At 40.3% G+C, this 22,532-nt stretch carries 21 protein-coding genes; 6 read left to right on the top strand and 15 right to left on the bottom strand.

Features of this window, described 5'->3' with window-relative positions; translation table 11 throughout:
* Positions 1-81 precede the first annotated feature (81 nt).
* The gene (locus ACFSFY_RS01800) at positions 82-618 is read left to right on the top strand and encodes a hypothetical protein (RefSeq protein ID WP_381535463.1); all 537 of its coding nucleotides are present in this window, start codon (positions 82-84) and stop codon (positions 616-618) included.
* Here ACFSFY_RS01800 and ACFSFY_RS01795 read toward each other — a convergent pair.
* Positions 604-1,686 carry a CapA family protein gene (locus ACFSFY_RS01795; RefSeq protein ID WP_381535462.1) on the bottom strand — a complete coding sequence of 361 codons (1,083 nt, stop codon included), beginning with the start codon at positions 1,684-1,686 and terminating at the stop codon, positions 604-606. The genes ACFSFY_RS01800 and ACFSFY_RS01795 overlap by 15 nt on opposite strands.
* Positions 1,687-1,938: 252 nt before the next feature.
* Here ACFSFY_RS01795 and ACFSFY_RS01790 point away from each other — a divergent pair, with 252 nt between their 5' ends.
* A complete protein-coding gene (locus ACFSFY_RS01790; RefSeq protein ID WP_381535461.1) occupies positions 1,939-2,220 on the top strand; it encodes a hypothetical protein in 282 nt (93 codons plus the stop codon).
* Between the two features lie 109 nt (positions 2,221-2,329).
* Here the strand turns inward: ACFSFY_RS01790 and ACFSFY_RS01785 are convergent, their stop codons facing one another.
* Together ACFSFY_RS01785 and ACFSFY_RS01780 are read right to left on the bottom strand one after the other, a co-directional pair.
* Positions 2,330-3,217, bottom strand: coding sequence for a pyridoxal-phosphate-dependent aminotransferase family protein (locus tag ACFSFY_RS01785; RefSeq protein WP_381535576.1), 888 nt, complete (start codon positions 3,215-3,217; stop codon positions 2,330-2,332).
* Positions 3,218-3,220: 3 nt separating this feature from the next.
* Positions 3,221-3,496, bottom strand: coding sequence for a pyridoxal-phosphate-dependent aminotransferase family protein (locus ACFSFY_RS01780; RefSeq protein WP_381535460.1), 276 nt, complete (start codon positions 3,494-3,496; stop codon positions 3,221-3,223).
* Between the two features lie 113 nt (positions 3,497-3,609).
* On the opposite strand from ACFSFY_RS01780, the gene ACFSFY_RS01775 reads away from it, so the two are divergent.
* Positions 3,610-3,765: a hypothetical protein gene (locus ACFSFY_RS01775; RefSeq protein WP_381535459.1), complete on the top strand. Its 156-nt coding sequence runs from the start codon at positions 3,610-3,612 to the stop codon at positions 3,763-3,765.
* Positions 3,766-3,850: 85 nt separating this feature from the next.
* On the opposite strand, the gene ACFSFY_RS01770 is transcribed toward ACFSFY_RS01775, so the two are convergent.
* The 6 genes from ACFSFY_RS01770 to aceA form a co-directional block, all read right to left on the bottom strand.
* Complete coding sequence (locus ACFSFY_RS01770; RefSeq protein ID WP_381535458.1) at positions 3,851-5,095, bottom strand: metal-dependent hydrolase family protein; 1,245 nt, start codon at positions 5,093-5,095, stop codon at positions 3,851-3,853.
* A gap of 24 nt (positions 5,096-5,119) precedes the next feature.
* Positions 5,120-6,697: an ABC transporter substrate-binding protein gene (locus ACFSFY_RS01765; RefSeq protein ID WP_381535457.1), complete on the bottom strand. Its 1,578-nt coding sequence runs from the start codon at positions 6,695-6,697 to the stop codon at positions 5,120-5,122.
* A gap of 364 nt (positions 6,698-7,061) precedes the next feature.
* Entirely contained in the window at positions 7,062-7,178 is a 117-nt protein-coding gene (locus ACFSFY_RS01760; protein ID WP_381535456.1) for a YhfH family protein, read from the bottom strand.
* Between the two features lie 21 nt (positions 7,179-7,199).
* The gene (locus tag ACFSFY_RS01755) at positions 7,200-9,398 is read right to left on the bottom strand and encodes a malate synthase G (RefSeq protein ID WP_381535455.1); all 2,199 of its coding nucleotides are present in this window, start codon (positions 9,396-9,398) and stop codon (positions 7,200-7,202) included.
* A gap of 78 nt (positions 9,399-9,476) precedes the next feature.
* The gene (yhfH, locus tag ACFSFY_RS01750; RefSeq protein ID WP_381535454.1) at positions 9,477-9,614 is read right to left on the bottom strand and encodes a protein YhfH; all 138 of its coding nucleotides are present in this window, start codon (positions 9,612-9,614) and stop codon (positions 9,477-9,479) included.
* 65 nt (positions 9,615-9,679) lie between these two features.
* A complete protein-coding gene (aceA, locus tag ACFSFY_RS01745; protein ID WP_381535453.1) occupies positions 9,680-10,966 on the bottom strand; it encodes an isocitrate lyase in 1,287 nt (428 codons plus the stop codon).
* Between the two features lie 205 nt (positions 10,967-11,171).
* Here aceA and ACFSFY_RS01740 point away from each other — a divergent pair, with 205 nt between their 5' ends.
* The 3 genes from ACFSFY_RS01740 to ACFSFY_RS01730 all read left to right on the top strand — a co-directional run bounded on the left by ACFSFY_RS01740 (position 11,172) and on the right by ACFSFY_RS01730 (position 14,253).
* Entirely contained in the window at positions 11,172-11,819 is a 648-nt protein-coding gene (locus ACFSFY_RS01740; protein ID WP_381535452.1) for a LytR/AlgR family response regulator transcription factor, read from the top strand.
* Between the two features lie 132 nt (positions 11,820-11,951).
* Positions 11,952-13,598: an ATP-binding protein gene (locus ACFSFY_RS01735; protein ID WP_381535451.1), complete on the top strand. Its 1,647-nt coding sequence runs from the start codon at positions 11,952-11,954 to the stop codon at positions 13,596-13,598.
* Complete coding sequence (locus ACFSFY_RS01730; protein ID WP_381535450.1) at positions 13,564-14,253, top strand: response regulator; 690 nt, start codon at positions 13,564-13,566, stop codon at positions 14,251-14,253. The genes ACFSFY_RS01735 and ACFSFY_RS01730 overlap by 35 nt, the downstream gene beginning before the upstream one ends.
* Positions 14,254-14,283: 30 nt before the next feature.
* Here the strand turns inward: ACFSFY_RS01730 and ACFSFY_RS01725 are convergent, their stop codons facing one another.
* From ACFSFY_RS01725 to acnA, 6 genes are all read right to left on the bottom strand, one after another.
* The gene (locus tag ACFSFY_RS01725; protein WP_381535449.1) at positions 14,284-15,792 is read right to left on the bottom strand and encodes a tripartite tricarboxylate transporter permease; all 1,509 of its coding nucleotides are present in this window, start codon (positions 15,790-15,792) and stop codon (positions 14,284-14,286) included.
* A gap of 16 nt (positions 15,793-15,808) precedes the next feature.
* A complete protein-coding gene (locus tag ACFSFY_RS01720) occupies positions 15,809-16,270 on the bottom strand; it encodes a tripartite tricarboxylate transporter TctB family protein (RefSeq protein WP_381535448.1) in 462 nt (153 codons plus the stop codon).
* Positions 16,271-16,348: 78 nt separating this feature from the next.
* The gene (locus tag ACFSFY_RS01715) at positions 16,349-17,422 is read right to left on the bottom strand and encodes a tripartite tricarboxylate transporter substrate binding protein (protein ID WP_381535447.1); all 1,074 of its coding nucleotides are present in this window, start codon (positions 17,420-17,422) and stop codon (positions 16,349-16,351) included.
* 126 nt (positions 17,423-17,548) lie between these two features.
* Positions 17,549-18,562 carry a threonine aldolase family protein gene (locus tag ACFSFY_RS01710; protein ID WP_381535446.1) on the bottom strand — a complete coding sequence of 338 codons (1,014 nt, stop codon included), beginning with the start codon at positions 18,560-18,562 and terminating at the stop codon, positions 17,549-17,551.
* An 82-nt stretch (positions 18,563-18,644) separates the two neighbouring features.
* Complete coding sequence (locus ACFSFY_RS01705; RefSeq protein ID WP_381535445.1) at positions 18,645-19,310, bottom strand: GntR family transcriptional regulator; 666 nt, start codon at positions 19,308-19,310, stop codon at positions 18,645-18,647.
* A gap of 518 nt (positions 19,311-19,828) precedes the next feature.
* On the bottom strand, positions 19,829-22,525 hold the full coding sequence (gene acnA / locus ACFSFY_RS01700) for an aconitate hydratase AcnA (protein WP_381535444.1): 2,697 nt from the start codon (positions 22,523-22,525) through the stop codon (positions 19,829-19,831).
* Positions 22,526-22,532 lie beyond the last annotated feature (7 nt).

Here is a 22,532-nt window from a genome sequence, read left to right as displayed (position 1 = left end):
GTTCTACACCATCTGCCAGCAGTAATACAATCATCGATAAACTAAGTACCGGAGATATCGCTGAGGTATTGGGTACGTTAGATGAATGGCTACAACAATCAAAGAGCTTATATCCACGGTAGCTTTACCGTCAAAGTCTACTCTCTTCCCCATATCTTTGGTCCTGAAATTTCCCGCTGTGCTAGAGCATGCCATAAGTGGTTGAACCCGAGCCAGAGACTGATGCTCCCCGAAGTTCCCGTTACAGCTTCCTCCAAAGGAGCCGAGGTATGGTTCCATACATCCCCCAATCCAAACGGCGCTGAAAGTAAAGTTCTTGCAACTAAGATTCAAAACAACATTGTAAGAAATGCAAAAATGGCGAATATAACAAACGATACTCTGATTTTCGGAAATCATGAATTTAAACTAAGTGGTTCTTCTAGTTTCTATAAACCACTTTGGGAGCTCGTTAAAGCAACACTTCTCGCTATCGCGAGAAGTGAATACAGCTTTCTGAGGAGGAACGCCTATTTGGCAGTCAGCATCCTTACACGACTTCTAAAGGATACTTCAGAGCAACATAGATTGAGTAGTAATATAAATAATATTAAAACAGCTTTTTTACAAAGTTGGTAAGTTAAGATGTTCAATCGCCCATTTTTCATCATAGATGGCATTTGAACCTGCATCTTTTAGTGGTATAACGTGGTATCGATTTTGTGCGTCTTTCGTTACTGCTGTGGGAAAGAAAACAGGATTATCAACAACAGTAATCGATTGTCCTCCAAATACTGTTTTCGCGGCAGTCACTCGCGCAATTCCGCCGATATTTGTTGAATCGAATTGCTGCGCAGAATAGAAATTACCAAGCGAATAAAAAACCTCTGTATGGTCAATCGTATCGTGTTTTTGTAGAACATGGGGATGATGTCCAAAAAGTACGTCTGCCCCTTTTTCCGATACAAACTGAGCAAGATCCATTTGTTCTTTGGTCGGTTCAAGTTGGTATTCATTTCCCCAATGCAATGAAACAACAAGCACATCGACAAGCTGTTTAAGATGTGTGATTTCTTTGTCCATCCGCTCTCGATCAATAAGCGACACTAAATACTCTTTTCCTTGGGGCACAGGAATTCCATTTGTACCATACGTATACGCAAGAATTCCCAATCGAACACCGTCGACTTCAACGATTCGGTCTTCATCTTGATCTTCAATAGATGTATACGCACCGACATAAGGCATTTCGTATTCGCCCATATTTCGAATCGAATTCATAACTCCCTTTTCATTCCGGTCAATCGTATGGTTATTCGCAATAGACAGCATGTCTACCCCATTCGCTTTTAAATCTCTGATAATATGTTTTGGACTATTAAACCTCGGAAAGCCTGACAATCCAAGCTCAGTACCCCCGGGCATCGATTCTTGATTGGCAAGAAGAAAATCGATACTTGTCAACATCTCCTTAACTTCCGAAAAAGCAAAATCATAATTTTCATACGTATACAAAGGATGATGAAGAAGAATATCACCAATCATTCCAATCGAAATTGTTGTTGAATGAGAGTCTATTTGTGAAATGCTAGGTACGTTTTCTCGTTCAGTAAAATCAGTTGGAACTTCGACGGATTCAGTATTTTGTGTCTGGCAACCTACTAGAGTGGCTATTAAAAAAAATAGCCGTAAACTATTTCTGCTCAACCGTCCATCCCCTATCCTACTTAAAGTATTACTTCCATTATAAAGTATTGCAATAATAATAACAGGCTAATTAAAAGCCATGCCCCGTCTACTTATCAAAGAACGATTGAAGTGGAGGTACTCATTTATCTGATATTGATAGATCCGACTTTGTCCATAATCACTTCGAGGATAAATCCTTAAACTTGTTACTACATACTCGCAATTTTATTTACAGTTTCTCTTGTAGCCATTATATATTTCTTATATGCAGTGGATTTTGGAAAAGCGGGTCCTGTCAAAAAACGTTTGACACTTACCGTTCCTGAAAACTTACACGATGAAACAACATTTGATAAAATTCTCAGTGAACACTTGACGTTCCACGCTCTTCGGTCGATTCAAACATCGAACCAAGGAACAATGATTCAACTGGAATATGTTGTACAAAACAAGCCAGGCGTTATTGATAAAACCGTAATTGATTCCCTTCGTAAAGCAAACGGCAATTTAAAAGTTGCCATTAACTATTTAAGTACAGAAGTTTATTATTAATATAGAAGCAACTTGGTTATTCTTTTGAATAGCTGTGTTGCTTTTTTTTTATTCATTATATATAAAAAGCTCCCCTGCTCATTTATGCTAGGGGAGCTTTCCAAGTTATTTAGACATTCGCGTACATGGCCTCTTTGAAAAGCTCTACCGCTCTTTCCGTATTTGCTTTATGACCCATTTCATTTAGTGTTTGGCCAATCAATTCAATGGCTTTTTCCAGCATTTGTTCCGTTGTATTTCCCATATGACCAATTCGGAATGCTTTACCCGCTAAATGTGCAAGTGAACCCGCTAGAATTACTCCTTTTTCCGCAAGTGCTCCACGGAATGCTGCGTCATCTACCCCTTCAGGATATAGAATACAGCTTAAAGTTGAAGCTGCAACTCCTTCATCCGCAAGAGCTTTCATGCCGTATTCTGCAAGACTCGCTCGAACTGCCTTACCATATGCAGAGTGTCGAATATAACGGTTTTCAAGACCTTCTTCTAAAACAAGTCTCATACCTTCCGCATAAGCGTAAATCAAATTCACCGGAGGCGTTGCAAAGTATTTGGAAGGATCATTCATAATCGGAATCCAATTGTTAATATCTGTATAATAGGCCGGAATGCGACCCAGTTGTTTCCGAACTTCGAGTGCTGACTGATTGAACGCAACAACCGCAAGGCCCGGTGGAACGCCTATCGCCTTTTGAGATCCTGTTAACACGATGTCGATTTTATAATCCGGATGACCAAAGCATTTACTCATATCTTCCTCAATCGCTGCCGTTGCAACGACTCCGTCTAGTATTACAAGCGCACCGTGTTTCTTAATAACTGGAACGAGAGCATCTAAGTCCGCTACAACACCCGTTGACGTATCTCCGTGTGTTATCGTAACCGCCTTATAGCTCTTTTCTGACAATTTATTTTCAACATCTTCTACATTTACTCGTTTTCCCCACTCCGACTGAAGTACATCTACTTCAATGCCAAAAGCTTCTCCAAGTTTAATGAATCAATCTCCGAAGTATCCGTGACTAATGACTAAGATTCGTTCGCCAGCCGCAACAGTATTGACGAGCGCCATTTCCATTACAAGCGTTCCAGAACCAGCTATTACAAATACTTCCCCATCGGTCTGAAACATCTCTTTCGTCTGATCAATTGCACGTTTATAAACTTCCACAAATCTCGGGTCTGTATGACTCCGTGTTTCCGATGCCAATGCATCATAAATCGAATCCACGACAGGCGTTGGGCCAGGTATTAACAACATATCTTCGTTCCTCATCATCCATCCCCCTAATGTTCTTTAAACCATTCTAGCCTATATCCATTCCATAATCGACAACAGTCTCCCTTTAACTTGGCGCCGATCGATTGTTCTGTGATGTGTCGACGGAAGTGTGGATCGAAAGTCCTTACTTGCAAGCAAATACTGGTGGAGTGCAAGCAAATAGCCCGCGAATGCAACCAAATGACGGCCGAGTGCAAGCAAACGGCAGCGGAGTGCGAGCAAACGACAGCGGAGTGCAAGCAAACCAAATCTTCCGCAAATAAAAACGACTTTCTTCCACTATTCGGAAAAAAGCCGTTTCTAGCACAACTTCACATTGGGCTAGACATGGAATATAGTTTGTACAATTTATCGTATACTTTTCACGACTACTCCATCCATTATTACATTGACAATATTATCATTGTTCTCGAGTACTTTAATATTATCCAATGGATTGCCGTTAACGATAATGATATCTGCAAGTTTACCCTCTTCTATTGTCCCAATTTTATCTTCCCAACCCATACATTCAGCCGCCGTTTTCGTAGCGGAGATAATGGCTTCCATTGGTGTCATACCAATTTCGCATAGTAGGTTCAATTCGCGTAGATTGATACCGTGTGGGAAACAACCCGCGTCCGTACCCATCGCTATTTTCACTCCAGCTTTATAGGCTTTTGCAATACTTTCTTTATGGAACTCTACTACTGACATTGCTTTTTTAACTGCATATTCCGGCATATTTCCTTTTTCAGCAGCTGACTCCAACACACCTATCGGAGCAAGTAATGTAGGAACTAGATATGTTCCGTGCTTTAGCATAAGTTCAATTGTTTCATCGTCCAAGTAAATCCCGTGTTCAATGGAATGTATTCCAGAGCGGATGGCATTTTTAATTCCTTCCGAACCTTGAGCATGAGCCATTACCTTTTTATTCATATGAAAAGCAGCTTCCTGTACAATAATCGCTAATTCCTCTGGCGAATATTGTGTATATTCCGGATGATCTGTCGGGCTTAGAACACCGCCAGTGGCATGTACTTTTATAATATCTGCTCCTGCTCGCAACATTTCCCTTACCTTTTTACGAACCTCTTCCGGTCCATCACAAAGCCCGCTTGGCGACCCTGGGTATTCAGGATTTGATAAATCGATTCCAGATAATGTCCAAGAATCTCCGTGCCCGCCCGTAGTCGTAAGTGCATCAATTGAAATTTGCATTCGAGGCCCGTCGACAAGTCCAGATTCCACAGCCTGTTTTAATCCAGCATCCGCACCGCCCGCATCTCGCACCGAGGTAATACCAGCATTAATGGTTGACTTCATATACTCAATGGCTTGATAAAAACGCATGGAGAACGGTGTCTGTGTTTTCTCCTGTATGTCAGTTAATTGAAAAGTCAAATGAACATGTGTATCAATCAGCCCTGGAAGAATAAAACCTCCTTTGGCATCCACCTTAGTAATTTGTCCCTCTTCTGGAAGCGTTAACTGACCTTGCTTTCCAATTGCTTCAATTCGATTGTTTTTCAGTAGTATAGCAGCATTTTCAATGGGTTCTCCCCCATTACCGTCTATTAATGTTCCATTCTCAATCAATGTATATTTCAAGTACTATCCCTCCAAAGGTTCAACTTATTTCAACACTTTTGTATTCCATAATACAGGACCCTCAAATGTAGTCATTCCTTCAACTTTACTCGTTGATCCAAAGAAATCGTAGTAGAATCCGTAGTCTGTGACAGGTAGATATTCATTCCAACCGTATTCTTGTATATCGCTAAATAGTTTCTGAGACTCCTCAACTGAAGTAGAAACCGCAATATCTTTCAATAATTCAGCGATTTTCTTATCGTCTGTATATCCGTGCTGATTATTTGTTAAATAAAGTATTTGAGATGGTGTTGTAACAGTAGAAAAACCAATCGTGAGCATGTCCCAAGATCCAGCGTCATTCTCTTTCTCTAACAACGTTGGCCAATCATACACTGCCAATGTGACGTTTATTCCCGCCTTCTCAAGTTGTTCTTTCGTTACCACTGCTGTTTTATACATATATTCATAATCTCTTGTTGTCATAAGAGTAACTTCTTCACCGTTGTACCCTGCTTTTTTTAAATATTCTTTTGCTTTTTCAGTATCTGCAAGATTATAAGATTCCTTCCCAGATTCACTGTACCAATTCTTCTGGAACTTGTTCATATAACCATGATTAAGCTCAAATAAATCTTTATTGGCTAAGGCACCAAGCATTGCTTCTTCAGAATCAATTGCTGCATTAACAGCTTTACGCATATTTACATCTGTAAATAGACCTTCCGCTTTATTATAAACCAAAGCTAAATTCCCATATAAACTCAAGTACGTTTTCATATCCGAGTTTGCCTTCACCTGTTCGTAACTATCTTGTGGCAAAGAAAGTGAAACATCGTATATCTCCGTTTGAAGTCCTGCCAAGTGAATAGATGGATCTGCAACAATATCAAAATACAAATCTGTTACGAGTGCCTCTTTTTTCCCACTTAATCCACTTGCTTCTTCTTCTAATCCTTGATAATCGTCAAACTTAGTAAAATGAATATATTGATCTTGTTTCCATTCTACAAATTTAAAGGGTCCAGTACCGATATATTCTTTAGCCCCTTCAGGTCCTGCCGCATCAGATATTTCTTTTGGCATAATTCCCGCAAACTGTTTAGGAGTTGCCAATACATCTAATGCTTCAGAAGAGATTGTTTCAAGTTGAATGAAAACTTTATAATCGCCTTCACTCTCAAACTTTGAATCTCCAAATACTGACTTTGCTACCGGAGATAGCTCTATCCAACGATTCATAGAAGCAACAACGTCCTCGGACTTCATTTCATTTCCATTATGAAATTTAACCTTTTCGCGTAAAATAAATGAATAGGTTTTTCCATCCTCACTAATTTCAAATGACTCCGCCAACATTGGAACTGGTTGGTATTCTGAGTTTACTGTAAGTAGGGACTCGAAAATATGACGAGCCGTATACTTTGTCGGAGCACCTGGAGTTACAGCTGGATCAAGTGATGATGGCTGTCCACCTAGAGCTACGCGTATTTCTGACTTCGTCTCCTCATCCGAACTTTCGGGTTTTTCAGAGCCTTCGGGTTTCTCCGTATTATCGTTGCAACCAACTAACAAGAATGCCATTAACAAAAAAAGTAGCACTTTAATATTCTTCATCATTTTCATCCCCCTTCCTCTTTTTCAAATTGAGTTTCTTCTACATTCAAAGCCCTTCTACAGGCCACTTGAAAAAGCAAAAAACATTTTTTATGTTTTCTAGCTTTTAATAGATAATACCTCTTATATATTAGCAGAATAATAATAAAACCACAATGGCAAATCTTCTGAAGATTTAGGTTTCGATATTTTCAACCTGTATATCTATTTCATTACACAAAAGACTATCCTTGCGTACAACGAAAGACCCAACTTGCAAGCAAATACTGGTGGAGTGCAACCAAACGACAGAGGAGTGCAAGCAAACCAAATCTTCCGCAAATAAAAACGACTTTCTTCCACTATTCGGAAAAAAGCCGTGTCTATTTCATTCTTCGTGTGAACCGATGCAGCGTTCACATTCATATAATGAAGATTCTACTTGTTCGATGATTTCACAACCGCACTCACGACAGATTTTCGTCGCTTGCTCTGTATTCGTCATACCAGATCCCCTCCCTCTCTTTTATCGAACACTCTGTTGCTCATTCAGGGCAACACGTTTTTTCGCTTTTGCTTCAATACGACGTTTGTGTAAAATGGGTTCGGTATATCCATTTGGCTGGTCAATTCCTTTAAACACCAAATCGCAAGCTGTGGAGAACGCAATGGATTCATCATAGTTCGGGGTCATAGCTTCATAATAGTTATCTCCCGCGTTTTGCTCGTCGACAACTTTGGCCATTCGTTTCAGTGTTTCCAGTACTTGTTCTTCGTTACAAATGCCGTGGTATAGCCAGTTGACAATATGTTGACTGGAAATTCGTAACGTTGCACGGTCTTCCATAAGTCCGATATTATTGATATCCGGCACTTTTGAGCATCCTACCCCCTGGTCAATCCAACGAACGACGTATCCTAAAATCCCTTGAGCATTATTGTCGAGTTCTGCCTGAATTTCTTCTGAAGTCCATGTCGGATTTTGGGCAAGTGGGATTTCCAATATTTGATCGTTCAACTCTACGAAACGATCGACACTTTTTTGGACATTCTCAACATTCACTTCGTGGTAATGAAGGGCGTGTAAAGTTGCAGCAGTTGGTGATGGAACCCAAGCTGTACTCGCTCCAGATTTCGGATGAGCAATTTTCTGTTCGAGCATCGCACTCATTAGATCCGGCATCGCCCACATTCCTTTTCCGATTTGGGCATGACCCGGTAACCCACAATTGATGCCGACCGCCACATTGGACGTTTCGTAAGACTTGAGCCATGATGTTGTTTTCATTTCATTTTTTCGAATCATCACACCTGCCTCCATTGACGTATGGATTTCATCTCCAGTACGATCTAGAAAACCGGTGTTAATAAATGCAATGCGATCTTTCACTTCATGAATACAGGCTTTCAAATTCAAGGAAGTTCGACGTTCCTCATCCATCAAACCGATTTTCAGTGTGTGCCGTTCCAACTCTAATAGATCTTCAATCGCATCAAAGAGTGTGTTCGCAAATGCTGCTTCTTTAGATCCGTGCATCTTTGGTTTTACAATGTAAATGGAACCTTTTTCTGAGTTTCTAAATTTCACGTCCGCACCTAAATTATGTTTGGCTATTAAAGCCGTCATCACACCATCCAATATACCTTCTGGGATTTCATTTCCATCTTGATCTAGAATCGCATTGTTCGTCATTAAATGTCCTACATTTCGAACAAACATAAGAGATCGACCCGGTAACGTAAGGATTTCACCTGTTGGCGAAGTATACGTTCGGTCCGCATTCAGCGTACGTGTAACAATGTTTCCACCTCTGCCAAAAGTTACAGTTAGATCCCCTTTCATCAACCCAAGCCAGTTGCGATAGACAGCCACTTTATCATCTGCGTCAACAGCCGCAATTGAGTCTTCACAATCCATAAGTGTAGATAATGCAGATTCTAAATAAATATCTTTTACGCCGGCAATATCGTATTGACCTATTTTATCCGTAGTATCAATTTGAATTTCAATATGCAAACCGTTATTTAATAGAAGGAGTGCTGTCGGTTTTTCTTCTGTTCCTTGATAACCTGCGAACTTTTCGATTTCAATTAAACCCGTTCGTTCTCCGTCACAAAGTGTTGCAAACAGTTCACCATTCACAACTTGATAGTTTTCAACATTGCGATGAGATCCTCTTGATAAAGGTGCGGCAGTATCGAGAAACGTTTTGGCATACGTAATTACCTTCGCACCGCGCAGTGGATCATAGCCTTTTTGATACAATTCATCTTCACCACCCGGAATCACATCTGTTCCGTAAAGTGCATCGTACAAACTTCCCCAACGTGCATTCGCGGCGTTTAACGCATACCGTGCATTATCAATAGGAACAACCAACTGAGGTCCGGCTTGACTCGCTATTTCTCGGTCTACGTTTTGAGTCGTGACATTGAAATCTTCCACAGATTGTTCCAGATACCCAATCTCATGTAAAAACGTTTTATATGCCTCAAAATCATTTGTTCCTTTATTTGCTTTATGCCAGCCATTGAGTTCTTTTTGAATTCGTTCACGTTCTGATAGCAACAACTTATTTTCTGGAACCAAATTGTGAATGAGTGTATCCAAATTGGACCAAAACAGTTCTTGTTTTAAACCAGTCCCAGGAAGCACTTCTGTATTTACGAAACGATAAAGTACTTGTGAAACTTGGATCCTTCCTTTTTTTATATAATTCTCCATATGTCACATCCCCCAAAATGATTTAATTTATAAATGAAAGCGCCTCCGATCCTTTAGTAGGGACAGAGACGTTTTCAGTTATCCTTCATGCTTACCGATACAGCGCTCACACTCATATAAAACCGATTCTTGTTGTTCAATAATTTGGTTTCCACACTCGCGACACTCTTTTTCGTTCTGCTTTCTAGTTATCTTCTTCGTCATTTTTCTTCTCATATGAATCTCCTCCATTTTTTGTAGTAGTACTCCTTCAGACCTCAATCTGAAGGAGATTTTACTGTTTATTTTATAGCAAATTGCGCTTCTTCAGTTGAACCTTTCATTGCAGTTGTGGATGATGTTCCACCTGAAATCACTTGAGACACTTCATCAAAATATCCTGTACCCACTTCACGTTGATGTCTTGTTGCTGTGTATCCTTTAGATTCACTCGCAAATTCAGCCTGTTGCAATTTCGAGTACGCCGCCATGCCATTGTCTTTATAGTCATGTGCCAGTTCAAACATTGCATGATTCAAAGCATGGAATCCGGCAAGAGTAACGAACTGGAATTTATAGCCCATTTTACCAAGCTCTTTTTGGTAGTTTGCAATTTCTTCATCATTCAATTTCGCTTTCCAGTTAAACGATGGTGAACAATTGTACGCAAGAAGTTTACCAGGGAATTCTGCATGGATTGCATCGGCAAATTTTTGTGCTTCTTTCAAATTCGGATCCGACGTTTCACACCAAACCAAATCTGCATAAGGAGCATACGCAAGCCCTCTTGCAATCGCTTGGTCAATACCTGGTGTTGTACGGAAGAAACCTTCTGGCGTGCGATCTCCTGTTATGAATTTATGGTCCAGTGGGTCAATATCACTTGTAATTAAGTCTGCAGCGTCTGCATCTGTTCTTGCAATAATAATCGTTGGAACACCCATTACATCTGCTGCAAGCCTTGCGGAAATTAAGTTCCGGATTGCATTTTGCGTAGGAAGGAGTACTTTACCACCCAAGTGACCGCATTTCTTTTCAGAAGCCAATTGATCTTCAAAATGAACACCCGCTGCTCCCGCTTCTATCATTGCTTTCATTAATTCAAAAACGTTTAGGGGTCCGCCAAAACCAGCTTCTGCATCTGCGACAATCGGTGCGAACCAGTCAAAACCGTCTGTATTTTCCACATGGTCGATTTGGTCTGCACGTTGAAGTGCTTGGTTAATTTTCTTCACAACATTTGGAACACTGTCTACTGGGTACAAACTTTGGTCCGGATACATTTGACCTGCCGAGTTTGCATCTGCAGCTACTTGCCAACCGCTTAAGTAGATGGCTTTTAGACCCGCCTTTACTTGTTGTACTGCTTGATTTCCAGTAAGTGCCCCAAGTGCGTTGACAAAATCTTCTTCATGGATGGACTTAAACAGTCTCTCTGCACCTCTTCTTGCAAGTGTGTGTTCAATTTGAATGGAACCTCTTAGTTTTACAACATCTTCTCCTGTGTACGTTCGTTCAATTCCATTCCATCTTGCATCATTTAACCAATTCTCTTCCAACTGTGCCGCCTGCTCTTTACGTGTAACCATATCTACCACACCTTCCCATTTTTTTAACGCTATTGTTTAATAAAAAAAATAATTAACTCTCGCTGTTTCATAACAGTTGGAGTTGTTATATACTAATGTATAACAGAATATTTAATTTGTCACAAAATTACGACAAGACGACTTATTACGAGACAGATGTGAATAGAGAGAGATGAAATCAAAATTATTTAAAGGGGGAAAACGTGTGGAGAATAAAGAACTGAACCAAATCAAAACGATTTTAGAAGATTGGATTCCGAAAGATGCGTCCATCGCAATTGCCGTTAAGGGGCGCTACATTCACTACAGCGCCGGCATTCCAAACATTCATCTATCCAAAGGAGAAACCGTTAAAGAAGGAAGCATTGCGGAAATGACCTTTAAAAAGAATTGCAAAGTGGATGCGTTAGTGGATGATTCTGTATTCGGTGTTTCCTATTACGGCATTGGGTACCCCATTCATGTGAAAGATGAGCCTGGTGTGTTAGTCGTTATTTTGCCGCCATCGCATTTTCTTAAAAATGAACCTCTACATCTACTTACCGGCAAACATGAAGAAACATGGTGTCCTGTTCCGCTTGAACACATCTCCCATATAGAAAGCTTGCAAAAGAAAACATGGTTTTATGCTGCCAATAAAACCTACAGCGCCATTCACACTTTGAAAAATCTAGAGACTCGTTTACCGAACTCCTTCTTACGTATTCATCGTTCGTACATCGTTCACATTCCATTCATTCAGTGCATTTCAAGGGATTTCTCATCTGGCTTGGTCATCAAACTAAAAGACGGAACAGAACTTCCCGTGAGCCAGACGTATGTTAATCATGTTCGAAAAAGGCTTGAGTTTTAATTAAACTGCTCCACTCAAAATTCACCAATTTACAGACTTCACCCACTTTTCCGAAAACTACCTGTTTTTATTAATGTAATCGATTACAATAGAGAGTATGAGAACATATGGACGAATGAAGGATGATTCGAAATGGTTGCTAAATATATTCATAATATAAAATTACAAACTAAAATTGTGATGCTGATCTTCAGTTTGTTTTTAATGATCATCATTGTATTAGGCACAATATTCAATACGATTTTGTCAACTTCTATTGAAGAACATATCGGGTTAAGGGCCCTTGACTTAGCTGTAACTGTTGCCAGCATGCCATCCATACGCGACGCATTTGACTCTCCACATCCCGAAGAAGTGATTCAGCCATTTTCCGAAAATCTTCGCATGAAAACAGGCGCTGAATTTATCGTAATCGGAAATATGGACAGCATACGCTATTCACATCCAAACCCCGATCAAGTTGGGAAAAAGATGGTCGGCGGGGATAATGCACTTGCATTAGAAGACGGCATTTCTTATATATCACAGTCGGAAGGGACGCTTGGACCTTCCTTAAGAGGAAAGGCTCCTATATTAAATGAAACAGGTCAGATCATCGGACTTGTTTCTGTTGGCTTTCTAAATATTAATATGGAAGAAATTATTCAGCAATATGAAAACAAAATCATTTTAACAGTACTTCTGTTCTTAGCCATAGCCATTATTGCATCGTACCAAATTGCTAAAGGCGTGAAAAAAGCGATTTTCGGATTGGAACCAAAAGAGATTGGCCGTTTATTTGAAGAAAGAAGTGCCATTTTGCAATCCGTCCACGAAGGGATTATTGCAATCAACGACAAAGGAAATATTTCAATGATAAATGATGCTGCTTACACTATTTTAGGTATTCAGCCAAGAGAAGATATTTTACAAACACATATTTTAGAAGTGTTACCGAATACAAAAATGCTTAATGTTCTAACCGATGGAGAAACCCAATTTAACAAAGAAATGATGATTGGAGACAATCATGTCATTGCTAGTCGTGTCCCCATAATTACGGACGGAAAAGTGACAGGTGTCGTATCCAGCTTTCGTAAAAAAACCGACATCGAACAACTATCAAACGAACTGTCTCAAGTTCAACAATATGCAGAGGTTCTACGTTCTCAGACGCATGAGTATTCCAATAAACTTCACACAATTTCTGGTTTGATTCAATTAGGCTCCTATCAAGAAGCGCTTGGAATTATTATTAAAGAGACCAGCAACTATGAGGAACTGATTCACTTTTTACTAGGTGCTGTTCCCGATACATTAATAAGTGCTTTTCTATTAGGCAAATATACACGTGCACATGAATTGAAAGTAAACTTCATTATCAATAAAGACAGTTCACTCGGTACCCTACCTAAAGATTTTCAACGTGAAAAACTAGTGACCATTTTAGGAAATTTACTAGATAATTCCTTTGAAGCTACTTTGGTATCCAATAATCCGAAAAGTGAAGTTCATTTATTTATGACGGATTTGGGAAATGATTTCATTTTTGAAATTGAAGATTCCGGCGTTGGCATTGAAGAGGATATGTTTGAATTGATATTTGATAAAGGATTTAGCACAAAAAATGAAGAAAACAGAGGATTTGGCCTGTATTTAGTTAAAGAGTCCTTGAAAGACTTAAACGGTTACATTACGGTGTCCAAGAATGAAATGGGTGGGGTTGTTTTTGTTGTAGTCATCCCAAAGACAGGAGGAAATGAACTTGCAGAAGATACGCGTACTCATAATGGAAGATGATTTCCGGGTAGCAGATATCAATAAAAAATTCACCGAACGATTAGAAGGCTTTGAAGTATGCGGGATTGCCTCCACGATAAAAGAAGCGAAAGAAAAGCTTCTCACATACAAACCTGATTTAGTATTTCTAGATGTTTATTTTCCAGACGGAAATGGGATTGACATGCTTTGGCATATACGCAACCATCATCGTTCAACGGATGTTATTTTAATCACCGCTGCGAAAGAAATTGAAACCGTTCAAGAAGCGATTAGAGGAGGCGTCATCGATTACATTATCAAGCCCGTACTTTTTGAGCGCTTTGAAAAAACGCTGGCCAAATATGTAGAAAACCGACTTCAAATGACGACCATTGATGACGTGGATCAAGAAGATGTCGACCAGTTGCTTCATAATAAAAGAAAAGAATTGGCGTATGAACAAGAGATACCTAAAGGAATCGATCCTCTCACTCTAAAAAAGATCCGAGGAGAAATAAGTGCTTTTACAGGCCAAGGCGTGACGGCAGAAGACTTTGGAAAACACGTTGGAATGAGTCGAACAACCGCAAGACGTTATTTGGAATATATGGTTTCAATAGATTCAATCACTGCGGAACTTGCATATGGACAAGTCGGTAGACCCGAAAGACTTTACCGAATAAATGAGAAATAAAAAAAGGGGAGAATGTTCTCTCCCCCCACTTTATAAAACACCTTTCATCCTATTTTTCCGAATGATATACTTCCGAATTAAAACAGGTATTAACAGTGAAGCAAGTGCCACCACTATTAACGTTCCTGAAATCGGACGTTGCATAAAAATGAGTAAACTACCATCTGAGATTGTTAGTGCTTGCCGGAATGATTGTTCCATCATACCGCCTAAAATGAAGGCCAGTATGAACGGCGCTGCCGGGAATGATAGTAAGCGCATCGCATACCCAATTACACCAAATATAATCAGCACATACAAATCAAACTGACTAAAACTCACACCATATACACCAACTAAACAAAATATGAGAATCAGTGATATCAACATCCCTTTTGGAATGTAAAGGATTTTAGCAATATAAGGAATCAACGGTAAGTTCAATACAAGCAACATAACGTTTCCTATGTACATACTCGCAATAACTCCCCAAAAGATATCGGGATGATCATTCAACAACATGGGTCCTGGTTGAACACCTACTACTAGTAACGCTCCTAACATTATCGCCGTAGTTCCAGACCCTGGAATTCCGAGTGTTAATAACGGAACGAATGATCCTCCTGCCGCTGCATTGTTTGCGGATTCAGGTGCCGCTACTCCAACGACGTTTCCTTTTCCAAATGAATCTGGATTTTTAGCAATCCGCTTTTCAAAGAAATAAGCTAAAAACGACGCAATTGTCGCACCCGCACCAGGCAACACTCCTACGAAAAAGCCGAATACGGATTGTCTGCTTACAGGTCCTGCCATTGCTTTAGCTTCCGCTTTTGTAATCCTTAAACTTCCGATACTGCTTCCACTTTTAAAGAGACTTTCCTTACGCGTAATGATTAAGGACGTAACTTCTGCTAATGCAAATAATCCTAAAGCAATTACTAAAAAATCAATCCCATCAAAAAGTTTTGCATTGCCAAACGTAAAACGTTGCGTACCCGTTTGACCATCAATACCAATGGTTGCTACCATAATCCCAACAGTTGCGGATATAAATGCCTTTATCGTAGATCCTTCAGACAAAGATGCAATTGCAGTTAAACCTAAAAGCATTAATGCAAAATACTCTGTCGGACCAAAGGTAATCGCAACTCTTGCAAGTTGGGGCGCCACTAACATTAAACCTATCGTTGCAACGGTTCCTCCAACAAAGGATGATAGTGCTGCAATCGCTAATGCCTTTCCTGCTTTCCCTTGCTGTGCAAGTGGATAACCGTCGAAAGTTGTCGCTACAGTAGAAGCGATTCCCGGTGCATTTAATAGAATAGAAGATGTAGACCCACCAAAGATTGCACCGTAATACACACCAGCCATTAAAATCAATGCAGATGCAGGATCCATTCCATAACTTAAAGGAATCATTACTGCAATAGCACTAATTGGCCCCAAACCGGGCAACATTCCAATGATTGTTCCCGCTAATACTCCGATGAAAACAAACATGACGTTTTGCCAAGTAAGCGCTACTTGAAATCCGTATAGTATACTATCAAATGTCTCCATTAATGATCATCTCCTTTTAAAATGGCAGAATTCCCTGAGGGAGATAAATTTTGAGTACGTAATTGAATGAGAAATACAAAATAAGTGCAAAAACAATGGAAACGATAATACTGCGTGTCCAATTTCGATACTCAAACATTCTCATCGTAACGATTAAGAAAATAACGGTACTTAAAACAAATCCAAGTATTTCTAAAAAGAAAACAAAGAGTAAAAGAGCAATCAATGTATAAATCAACAACATTTTATCCTCTTTTTTCAAAGTTCTTTTTTTAATCTCCTCTTCTGTTTCTGGATTGTTATGAATAAATAGTAGAACAGATAATATAAGAAGTAAAAAACCCAAGCCCTTAGGCAATGCATCTGCGTCTATTTCGACAAATGCAAAATCAGGAAGTTGGTAAGATAAAATCAAGTAAAAAACTGCAATAGCCATAAGAATTAACGCAACTTTTCGATCCATATTTCGTATAGACATACACTCACTCCTCACTAACGTTGTCAAAAAGAACAAGAAGGATGGTGCAAATGACCACCCTCCAGGTATAAATATCTGTTAGTTTCTTAGTCCAATTTCCTTCATTAACTGATCCATAATGTCATATTGCTCATCCAGGAAAGTACTGAATTCTTCACTACCCATCCAGTTAGACTCCCATCCGTAACGCTCGAGCTCAGCTTTCCATGCATCTGATTCTGACATTTCTTTTAAAGCGTTTTCATAAAACTCTGCAGCTTCAGCACTCATATTGCCCGGCCCCATAATTCCACGCCAAACAACGAACGTATCATCGATTCCTTGTTCTACAAGTGTTGGGAAATCCTTTACAACGTCACCTGTAAGACGTTCTGCCGCTGTAATACCTAGAACGCGGACATTTCCTGCGCGAACTTGTTCAATCGCTTCACCCATACCAGTAGAATAGACTTGAACTTGTCCTCCTAAAAGCATTGTCATACCTGCACCGTCTTGTGAAGATACATATTTAACGCCTTTTGCATCTACACCTGCCGCATGAACTGCTTTGATGAACTGCATGTGATCCATACTACCCGGCGCTGAATCTCCTACAACTACCACTGAACTTGGATCCGCTTTCATTGCATCGACCAAATCATTCATATTTTCAAAAGGTGAATCCGCTTTCACGATAAATGCAGCATAGTCGCCTGTAAGTGCCGCAAGTGGTGTGAAATCTTTATGTCCTAAATCGGATTGTCCATTTAAAGGCACAAACATAATTGGTGGTGATGTTGGAAATAGTAAATGATCATCTGTATCTTTTTCATTAATGTATGCCCAACCAATTGCTCCTCCACCGCCTGGCTTATTTACAACTGCCATACGCTGTTCCACAATTTTTTGCTCTTCCATAACTTTTGCTACTGTTCTTGCCGTTGTATCCCATCCACCGCCAGCACCTGCTGGAGCAATGAACTCAATCGGCTTACTTGGTTTCCAAGCTTCTTCTTCTTCTGTTTCTGCCTCTGTTTCTGTTGTTGTTTCAGTTTCTGCTGCATCTGCTTTATCTTCTTCTTTTGGTGCCTCTGCCTTATCCGAACTACAAGCTGCTAATATTGTTGCCATTACTAATGCAAAAACTAGTAAAAATAAATTGCGTTTCATCATTGATGTATTCCCCCTTTTTATCGTTCTTATTTAGTATATATAAACTCTGCCAATATAGAATGTTCTGAAAATAGTGTTTATAATGTTTTTATAAATCATTTTGTTCATAAAGTTCACGGTTATTTATTACTTTAAGAACCTATTGATACTATCAGCTGCTTCACCAACATGAACGGTAGAAATATCCTTATGCAGCACTAATCTTATATGCTGGCCATCAACTTCTTTTACAAGTACACCTTCTTTTTTCAACCCGTTTACAAATTCACGCAGATTCATTCCAGAAGTGGAAATGTCAATCTTAATTATATTTGTCTGAATAGAAGCATCATTGATTCGAATCAATGGATTATGGGCAATCGCCTTGAATAACATCTGTGCATGTGAATGATCATCCTTCAGACGGTCAGCATCCTGTAAGGCAATAATCCCAGCAGCAGCTACAATACCCGATTGCCTCATATTTCCACCAAGTGCCTTTCGTGTCTTACGCGCTTGTGTAATGAATTCCTTGGAGCCACAAAGAACGGACCCGACTGGTGCACCCAGTCCTTTCGATAAACAATACATAACCGTATCTACCGATTTAGTAAGTTCCGAAACTTTTTCATTTAAATGAACAGCAGCATTAAAAATACGAGCCCCGTCGAGATGAACGGGAATATTATGCTTCTGCGCCTCAAAACAATAATCCGCAAGTTCTTCCGCAGTTAAACAAGTTCCGCCGTAAAAACCAAGTGTGTTTTCAAAACAAAGCAATTGTATTTGCCGCCTTTCGATTAAATTCCGTACATCCGACATTTCCGGGCGTCCCATAGAATTCGCTCTGTAAAACTCTGCTTTTCTACCAAAATAGTCCTCCATAAAGATGGATGTCTCCGAAGAATAAATATGTGAATTCGGATCGATTCCAATTCGTTCCCCGCGCTTCACATGCGTTAAAACCGCAACGATATTGGCCATCGTCCCACTATTACAAAATAACGCAGCTTCCTTTCCAAATATTTCAGCGGAAAGCTCCTCCAACTTCGCAACTGTCGGATCCGTTCCTCTTCCATCATCACCCACCACAGCATTCTTCATCACCTCACGCATCTCATCCGTCGGCAACGTTCCAGTATCACTTCGCAAATCAATCATTTTGAAATCTCCTTATAATGAATTTCGTCTTGCCGTAATTCCAGATAAAAAAAGACAATGATTCAATTGAATCATCGTCGTATTAGTTCTCCAAAGAAAGCAATAACGTCTCTTTAGCAACCGTTAAATTACGCATTATGTGTTTCCGCATTTCCTCTTCAACCATATCCGCATTTCTCTCACGAATATATTTCATAATTTCTTCATGTTCATGCACCGGTAAAATCGGACTGTACTCTGGATTTTTATACCCGCTAATTCTCCGATAACGTTCAATTTGACCATCCAACTGTTCCATTAAACGCTTCGCTGTTTGATTTGAACTTAATGCATATAACTTCGAATGAAATTCACTACCATACATAATCGTATGTTCAATACGTCCCTGCTCAGCCGCAAGCTTCATCAAAACCAATACATCCTCTAACTGATGAAGTTTTTCATCCGTCATATTGAGCGTTGCCTCTCGCGCCAATAATCCCTCAATCACTTCACGGACTTTATATACTTCCTCAGCTTCCACCAACGTAATCGGAGCAACATGCATCCGACCATTTGCCTGTTTAATAATTAAACCTTCCAATTCAAGCCGATAAAGTGCTTGCCTAAGAGGCGTCCTACTCACGTTCAACTGAGCCGACAATTCTTCCTCCACAAGCTGTTTCTCAGGAGCATACTCCAGTTCAATAATCTTAATCCTAACTGCATCATATGCAATATCTGCAGATGATTTTCTTTTCACATTCATATTTATAATCGTCCTTCCTTAATTTAAAACAAATACCAATACCACAAAAGCAATATTGAGTGGACAAGGGTGCAACGCAAGAGGGAACTGAAAAAGTCCGTTAATATAGTGTGGTCCATAATCTCAGTTGATTTGCGTTCCGAGTGGACGCGTTCCATGGGGCGGGCGTCGAGCCTCCTCGATCGCTATCGCTTCACTGCGGGGTCTCGACTGTCCCGCTAATCCCATTGGAGTCGCCACTCTGCACTCCAATCAACAGGACATCCTAAAAGTAAAAATGATGAGTAGAGTCACAATCCCACAAACCAATAATTCCCTAATCCAAATCATAATAGAAACCTCACAAATAAAATCCTATTACAATGAACTAAACTAGCGCAGAAGCGTCAAACCTAAAGGAAGGCAGCCAAAGTGCGCCGCGTCCTGCGGCAATAGCTGCACACCTGCATCCTGCAGGCGCCGAAACCAGGCCATCGCAAGCGCCAAACGGTATTGGAAACCACAATCCACGAGAAACCCTAACTCAGAAGCTCCTGCATAACAGACGGCAAGATTCCACCATTCCTATAATACTCAACTTCAATCATACTATCCAATCTCACAACTGCATCAAACGCACGAACAGCACCATCCACATCCGTCACCTGAACACTCACAAGCTGCCTCGGTGTCGGCATCTCCGTTAACCCAATAATATCATAACGCTCCGTTCCATCTAAACTAAATCCAATCGCACTCTCCCCAGCACAAAACTGCAGCGGAAGAACACCCATACCAACAAGATTATCTCGGTGAATCCGCTCGAAACTCTCCGCCAGTACAACTTTCACACCTAGCAAAGCAGTCCCCTTAGCAGCCCAGTCCCTAGAACTTCCGGTGCCGTACTCTTTCCCCGCAATTACAAGAAGGTTTTTATCCATCTCCTCATACTTCATAGCCGCATCATAAACAGGCAAGATTTCGCCACTCGGCAAAAACTTCGTAAAACCGCCCTCTTTTCCATCCGCAAGACCATTACGCAAGCGCACATTCGCAAACGTTCCGCGCACCATCACATTATGATTTCCCCTTCGAGATCCATATGAATTAAATTGCCTCGGTGAAACACCTTGTGTCGTCAAGTAACGTCCCGCAGATGACGTGATTCCAATATGCCCTACTGGTGAAATATGATCCGTCGTAATCGAATCGCCCAACAGCAACAACACATTCATATCCCTCATATTAGACTCCAACACTTCGTTTTGATTACCAGCCTTAAAGAAAGGAGATTCCTGTATGTAAGAAGATTCCTTGTCCCATTCATATAATGGACCTACAGGTGCTTCAATGGCATCCCATCGTTCATTGCTGAAAATATCGGCATACTGACGCTTAAACAAATCTGAGTCAATGGTAGACGCAATGACTTTTTCGATTTCTGTTGATGAAGGCCAAATATCGCGCAAATAAATATTCTGTCCTTCTTGATTCACACCTAAAGGTTCCGACACTAAATCCTTTTGAACCGTCCCAGCAATTGCATAGGCAACGACTAAAGGAGGGGAAGCTAAATAATTCGCTTTTATAAGAGGATGAACGCGACCTTCAAAATTCCGATTACCGCTTAATACAGACGAAACAATGAGCTCATTTTCTGTAATCGCAGTTTCCACTTCTTCTGAAAGAGGTCCCGTATTTCCGCAACAAGCACCGCAACCATACCCATCCACATAAAATCCGAGCTTCTCTAAATAAAACAGCAACCCAGACTCCTGTAAATACTTCGTAACAACAGTAGAACCTGGTGTAAGACTCGTCTTCACATAACTTGGCGTGAAAAGACCCTTTTCAAATGCTTTTTTTGCAAGTAAACCCGCCGCAATCATTACATGGGGGTTCGATGTATTAGTGCAACTCGTAATGGCTGCAAGCACGATGGATCCTGTATTCAATTGCTCTTTAGATTCGTTCAATTGTACAGTTCGTTTCAATTCCGTACTTGGTAAAGCATAGCCCTGATCCGTTAACGGCGCTGAAATCGAACGCGTAAAGGCTTCCTTCATATCCGAAAGACTTACTTTGTCTTGAGGTCTTTTAGGTCCTGCCAATGTTGGACCAATTTTAGACAAATCAATTTCAACTACATCGGTAAATACAGGATTAGGTGTTTCATTTGTGCGATAAAGCCCCTGTGCTTGGTGATACGCTTTTGAAAGCTCGACATATCGACCTCTTCCAGTGAGTTTCAAATAGTCCATCGTCACGTCATCTGTCGGAAAAAAGGACATTGTTGCGCCGTATTCAGGAGCCATATTTGAAATTGTTGCTCGGTCCGCCAAAGAGATTTCGCTTAATGAAGGGCCAAAAAATTCAACAATCTTTCCGACAACTCCTTTTTTGCGAAGCACATTTGTTACTGTTAATGCTAAATCCGTTGCCGTTGAACCTTCAGACATTTCCCCGTTCAGTTTAATTCCAACAACTTGTGGTACGACGAAAAAGAGAGGTTGCCCGAGCATCGCTGCTTCAGCTTCAATTCCACCAACACCCCACCCGATTGTGCCAAGTCCATTGATCATCGGAGTATGTGAATCCGTTCCGACAACCGTGTCTAAATAAACATCCGTTCCGCCGTTTTGCTCTTTTGTAATGACGGAAGTTCCTAAATGCTCCAAATTGACTTGATGGACGATTCCAGATGCGGGCGGAACAACTCTAAATTGTTCAAAAGCCTGTTGTGCCCATCGTACAAAACGATAACGTTCCGCATTTCGATCGTATTCGAGCTCCAAGTTTAAATGAAATGAGTTTTCATTACCAGAAGCTTCGGTAATAATGGAATGATCGACAACCAAATCTACAGCAATTTGTGGATTGATACGGCCGATGTCTCCACCTAAATTTGTAACCGCACTTCTCATTGCAGCAAGGTCGACAATTGCCGGGACTCCCGTGAAATCCTGTAACACAACTCTTGCAGGTTTAAACGGAATTTCGCTGTTGCTATACTGAGTCTTGTGCCAGTTCGCAATGAGTTGTATATGTTCATCCGTAATATATTTCCCATCAAATTGACGCACAGCACTTTCAAGCAATGCTTTTATAGAAAACGGCAGAGTAGAAATTTCTCCAATACCTTCATTTTCCAGCGTTTCAAGTTGGAAATAACGATATACTATTTTATCTACTTCTAATGTAGAATATGTTTTATCTTTAATCTCAGAGTACTTCACCCGAATC

Origin of the sequence: Sporosarcina siberiensis, from assembly GCF_042681925.1 — a bacterium.
Taxonomy (GTDB): Bacteria; Bacillota; Bacilli; order Bacillales_A; family Planococcaceae; genus Sporosarcina; species Sporosarcina siberiensis.
Note: the sequence above shows the minus strand (reverse complement) of the source record. Positions and strands in the feature narration are given on the sequence as shown.

What these genes read in the sequence shown, in the direction of transcription:
- ACFSFY_RS01755 (WP_381535455.1), bottom strand. Translation starts at nt 9,398, where the DNA reads ATGGAGAATTATATAAAAAAAGGAAGGATCCAAGTTTCACAAGTACTT.
- ACFSFY_RS01780 (WP_381535460.1), bottom strand. Translation starts at nt 3,496, where the DNA reads ATGAGGAACGAAGATATGTTGTTAATACCTGGCCCAACGCCTGTCGTG.
- ACFSFY_RS01705 (WP_381535445.1), bottom strand. Translation starts at nt 19,310, where the DNA reads ATGAATGTGAAAAGAAAATCATCTGCAGATATTGCATATGATGCAGTT.
- yhfH (WP_381535454.1), bottom strand. Translation starts at nt 9,614, where the DNA reads ATGAGAAGAAAAATGACGAAGAAGATAACTAGAAAGCAGAACGAAAAA.
- ACFSFY_RS01710 (WP_381535446.1), bottom strand. Translation starts at nt 18,562, where the DNA reads ATGATTGATTTGCGAAGTGATACTGGAACGTTGCCGACGGATGAGATG.
- ACFSFY_RS01720 (WP_381535448.1), bottom strand. Translation starts at nt 16,270, where the DNA reads ATGTCTATACGAAATATGGATCGAAAAGTTGCGTTAATTCTTATGGCT.
- ACFSFY_RS01800 (WP_381535463.1), top strand. Translation starts at nt 82, where the DNA reads ATGAATGGCTACAACAATCAAAGAGCTTATATCCACGGTAGCTTTACC.
- ACFSFY_RS01735 (WP_381535451.1), top strand. Translation starts at nt 11,952, where the DNA reads ATGGTTGCTAAATATATTCATAATATAAAATTACAAACTAAAATTGTG.
- ACFSFY_RS01715 (WP_381535447.1), bottom strand. Translation starts at nt 17,422, where the DNA reads ATGATGAAACGCAATTTATTTTTACTAGTTTTTGCATTAGTAATGGCA.
- ACFSFY_RS01725 (WP_381535449.1), bottom strand. Translation starts at nt 15,792, where the DNA reads ATGGAGACATTTGATAGTATACTATACGGATTTCAAGTAGCGCTTACT.
- aceA (WP_381535453.1), bottom strand. Translation starts at nt 10,966, where the DNA reads ATGGTTACACGTAAAGAGCAGGCGGCACAGTTGGAAGAGAATTGGTTA.
- ACFSFY_RS01760 (WP_381535456.1), bottom strand. Translation starts at nt 7,178, where the DNA reads ATGACGAATACAGAGCAAGCGACGAAAATCTGTCGTGAGTGCGGTTGT.
- ACFSFY_RS01765 (WP_381535457.1), bottom strand. Translation starts at nt 6,697, where the DNA reads ATGATGAAGAATATTAAAGTGCTACTTTTTTTGTTAATGGCATTCTTG.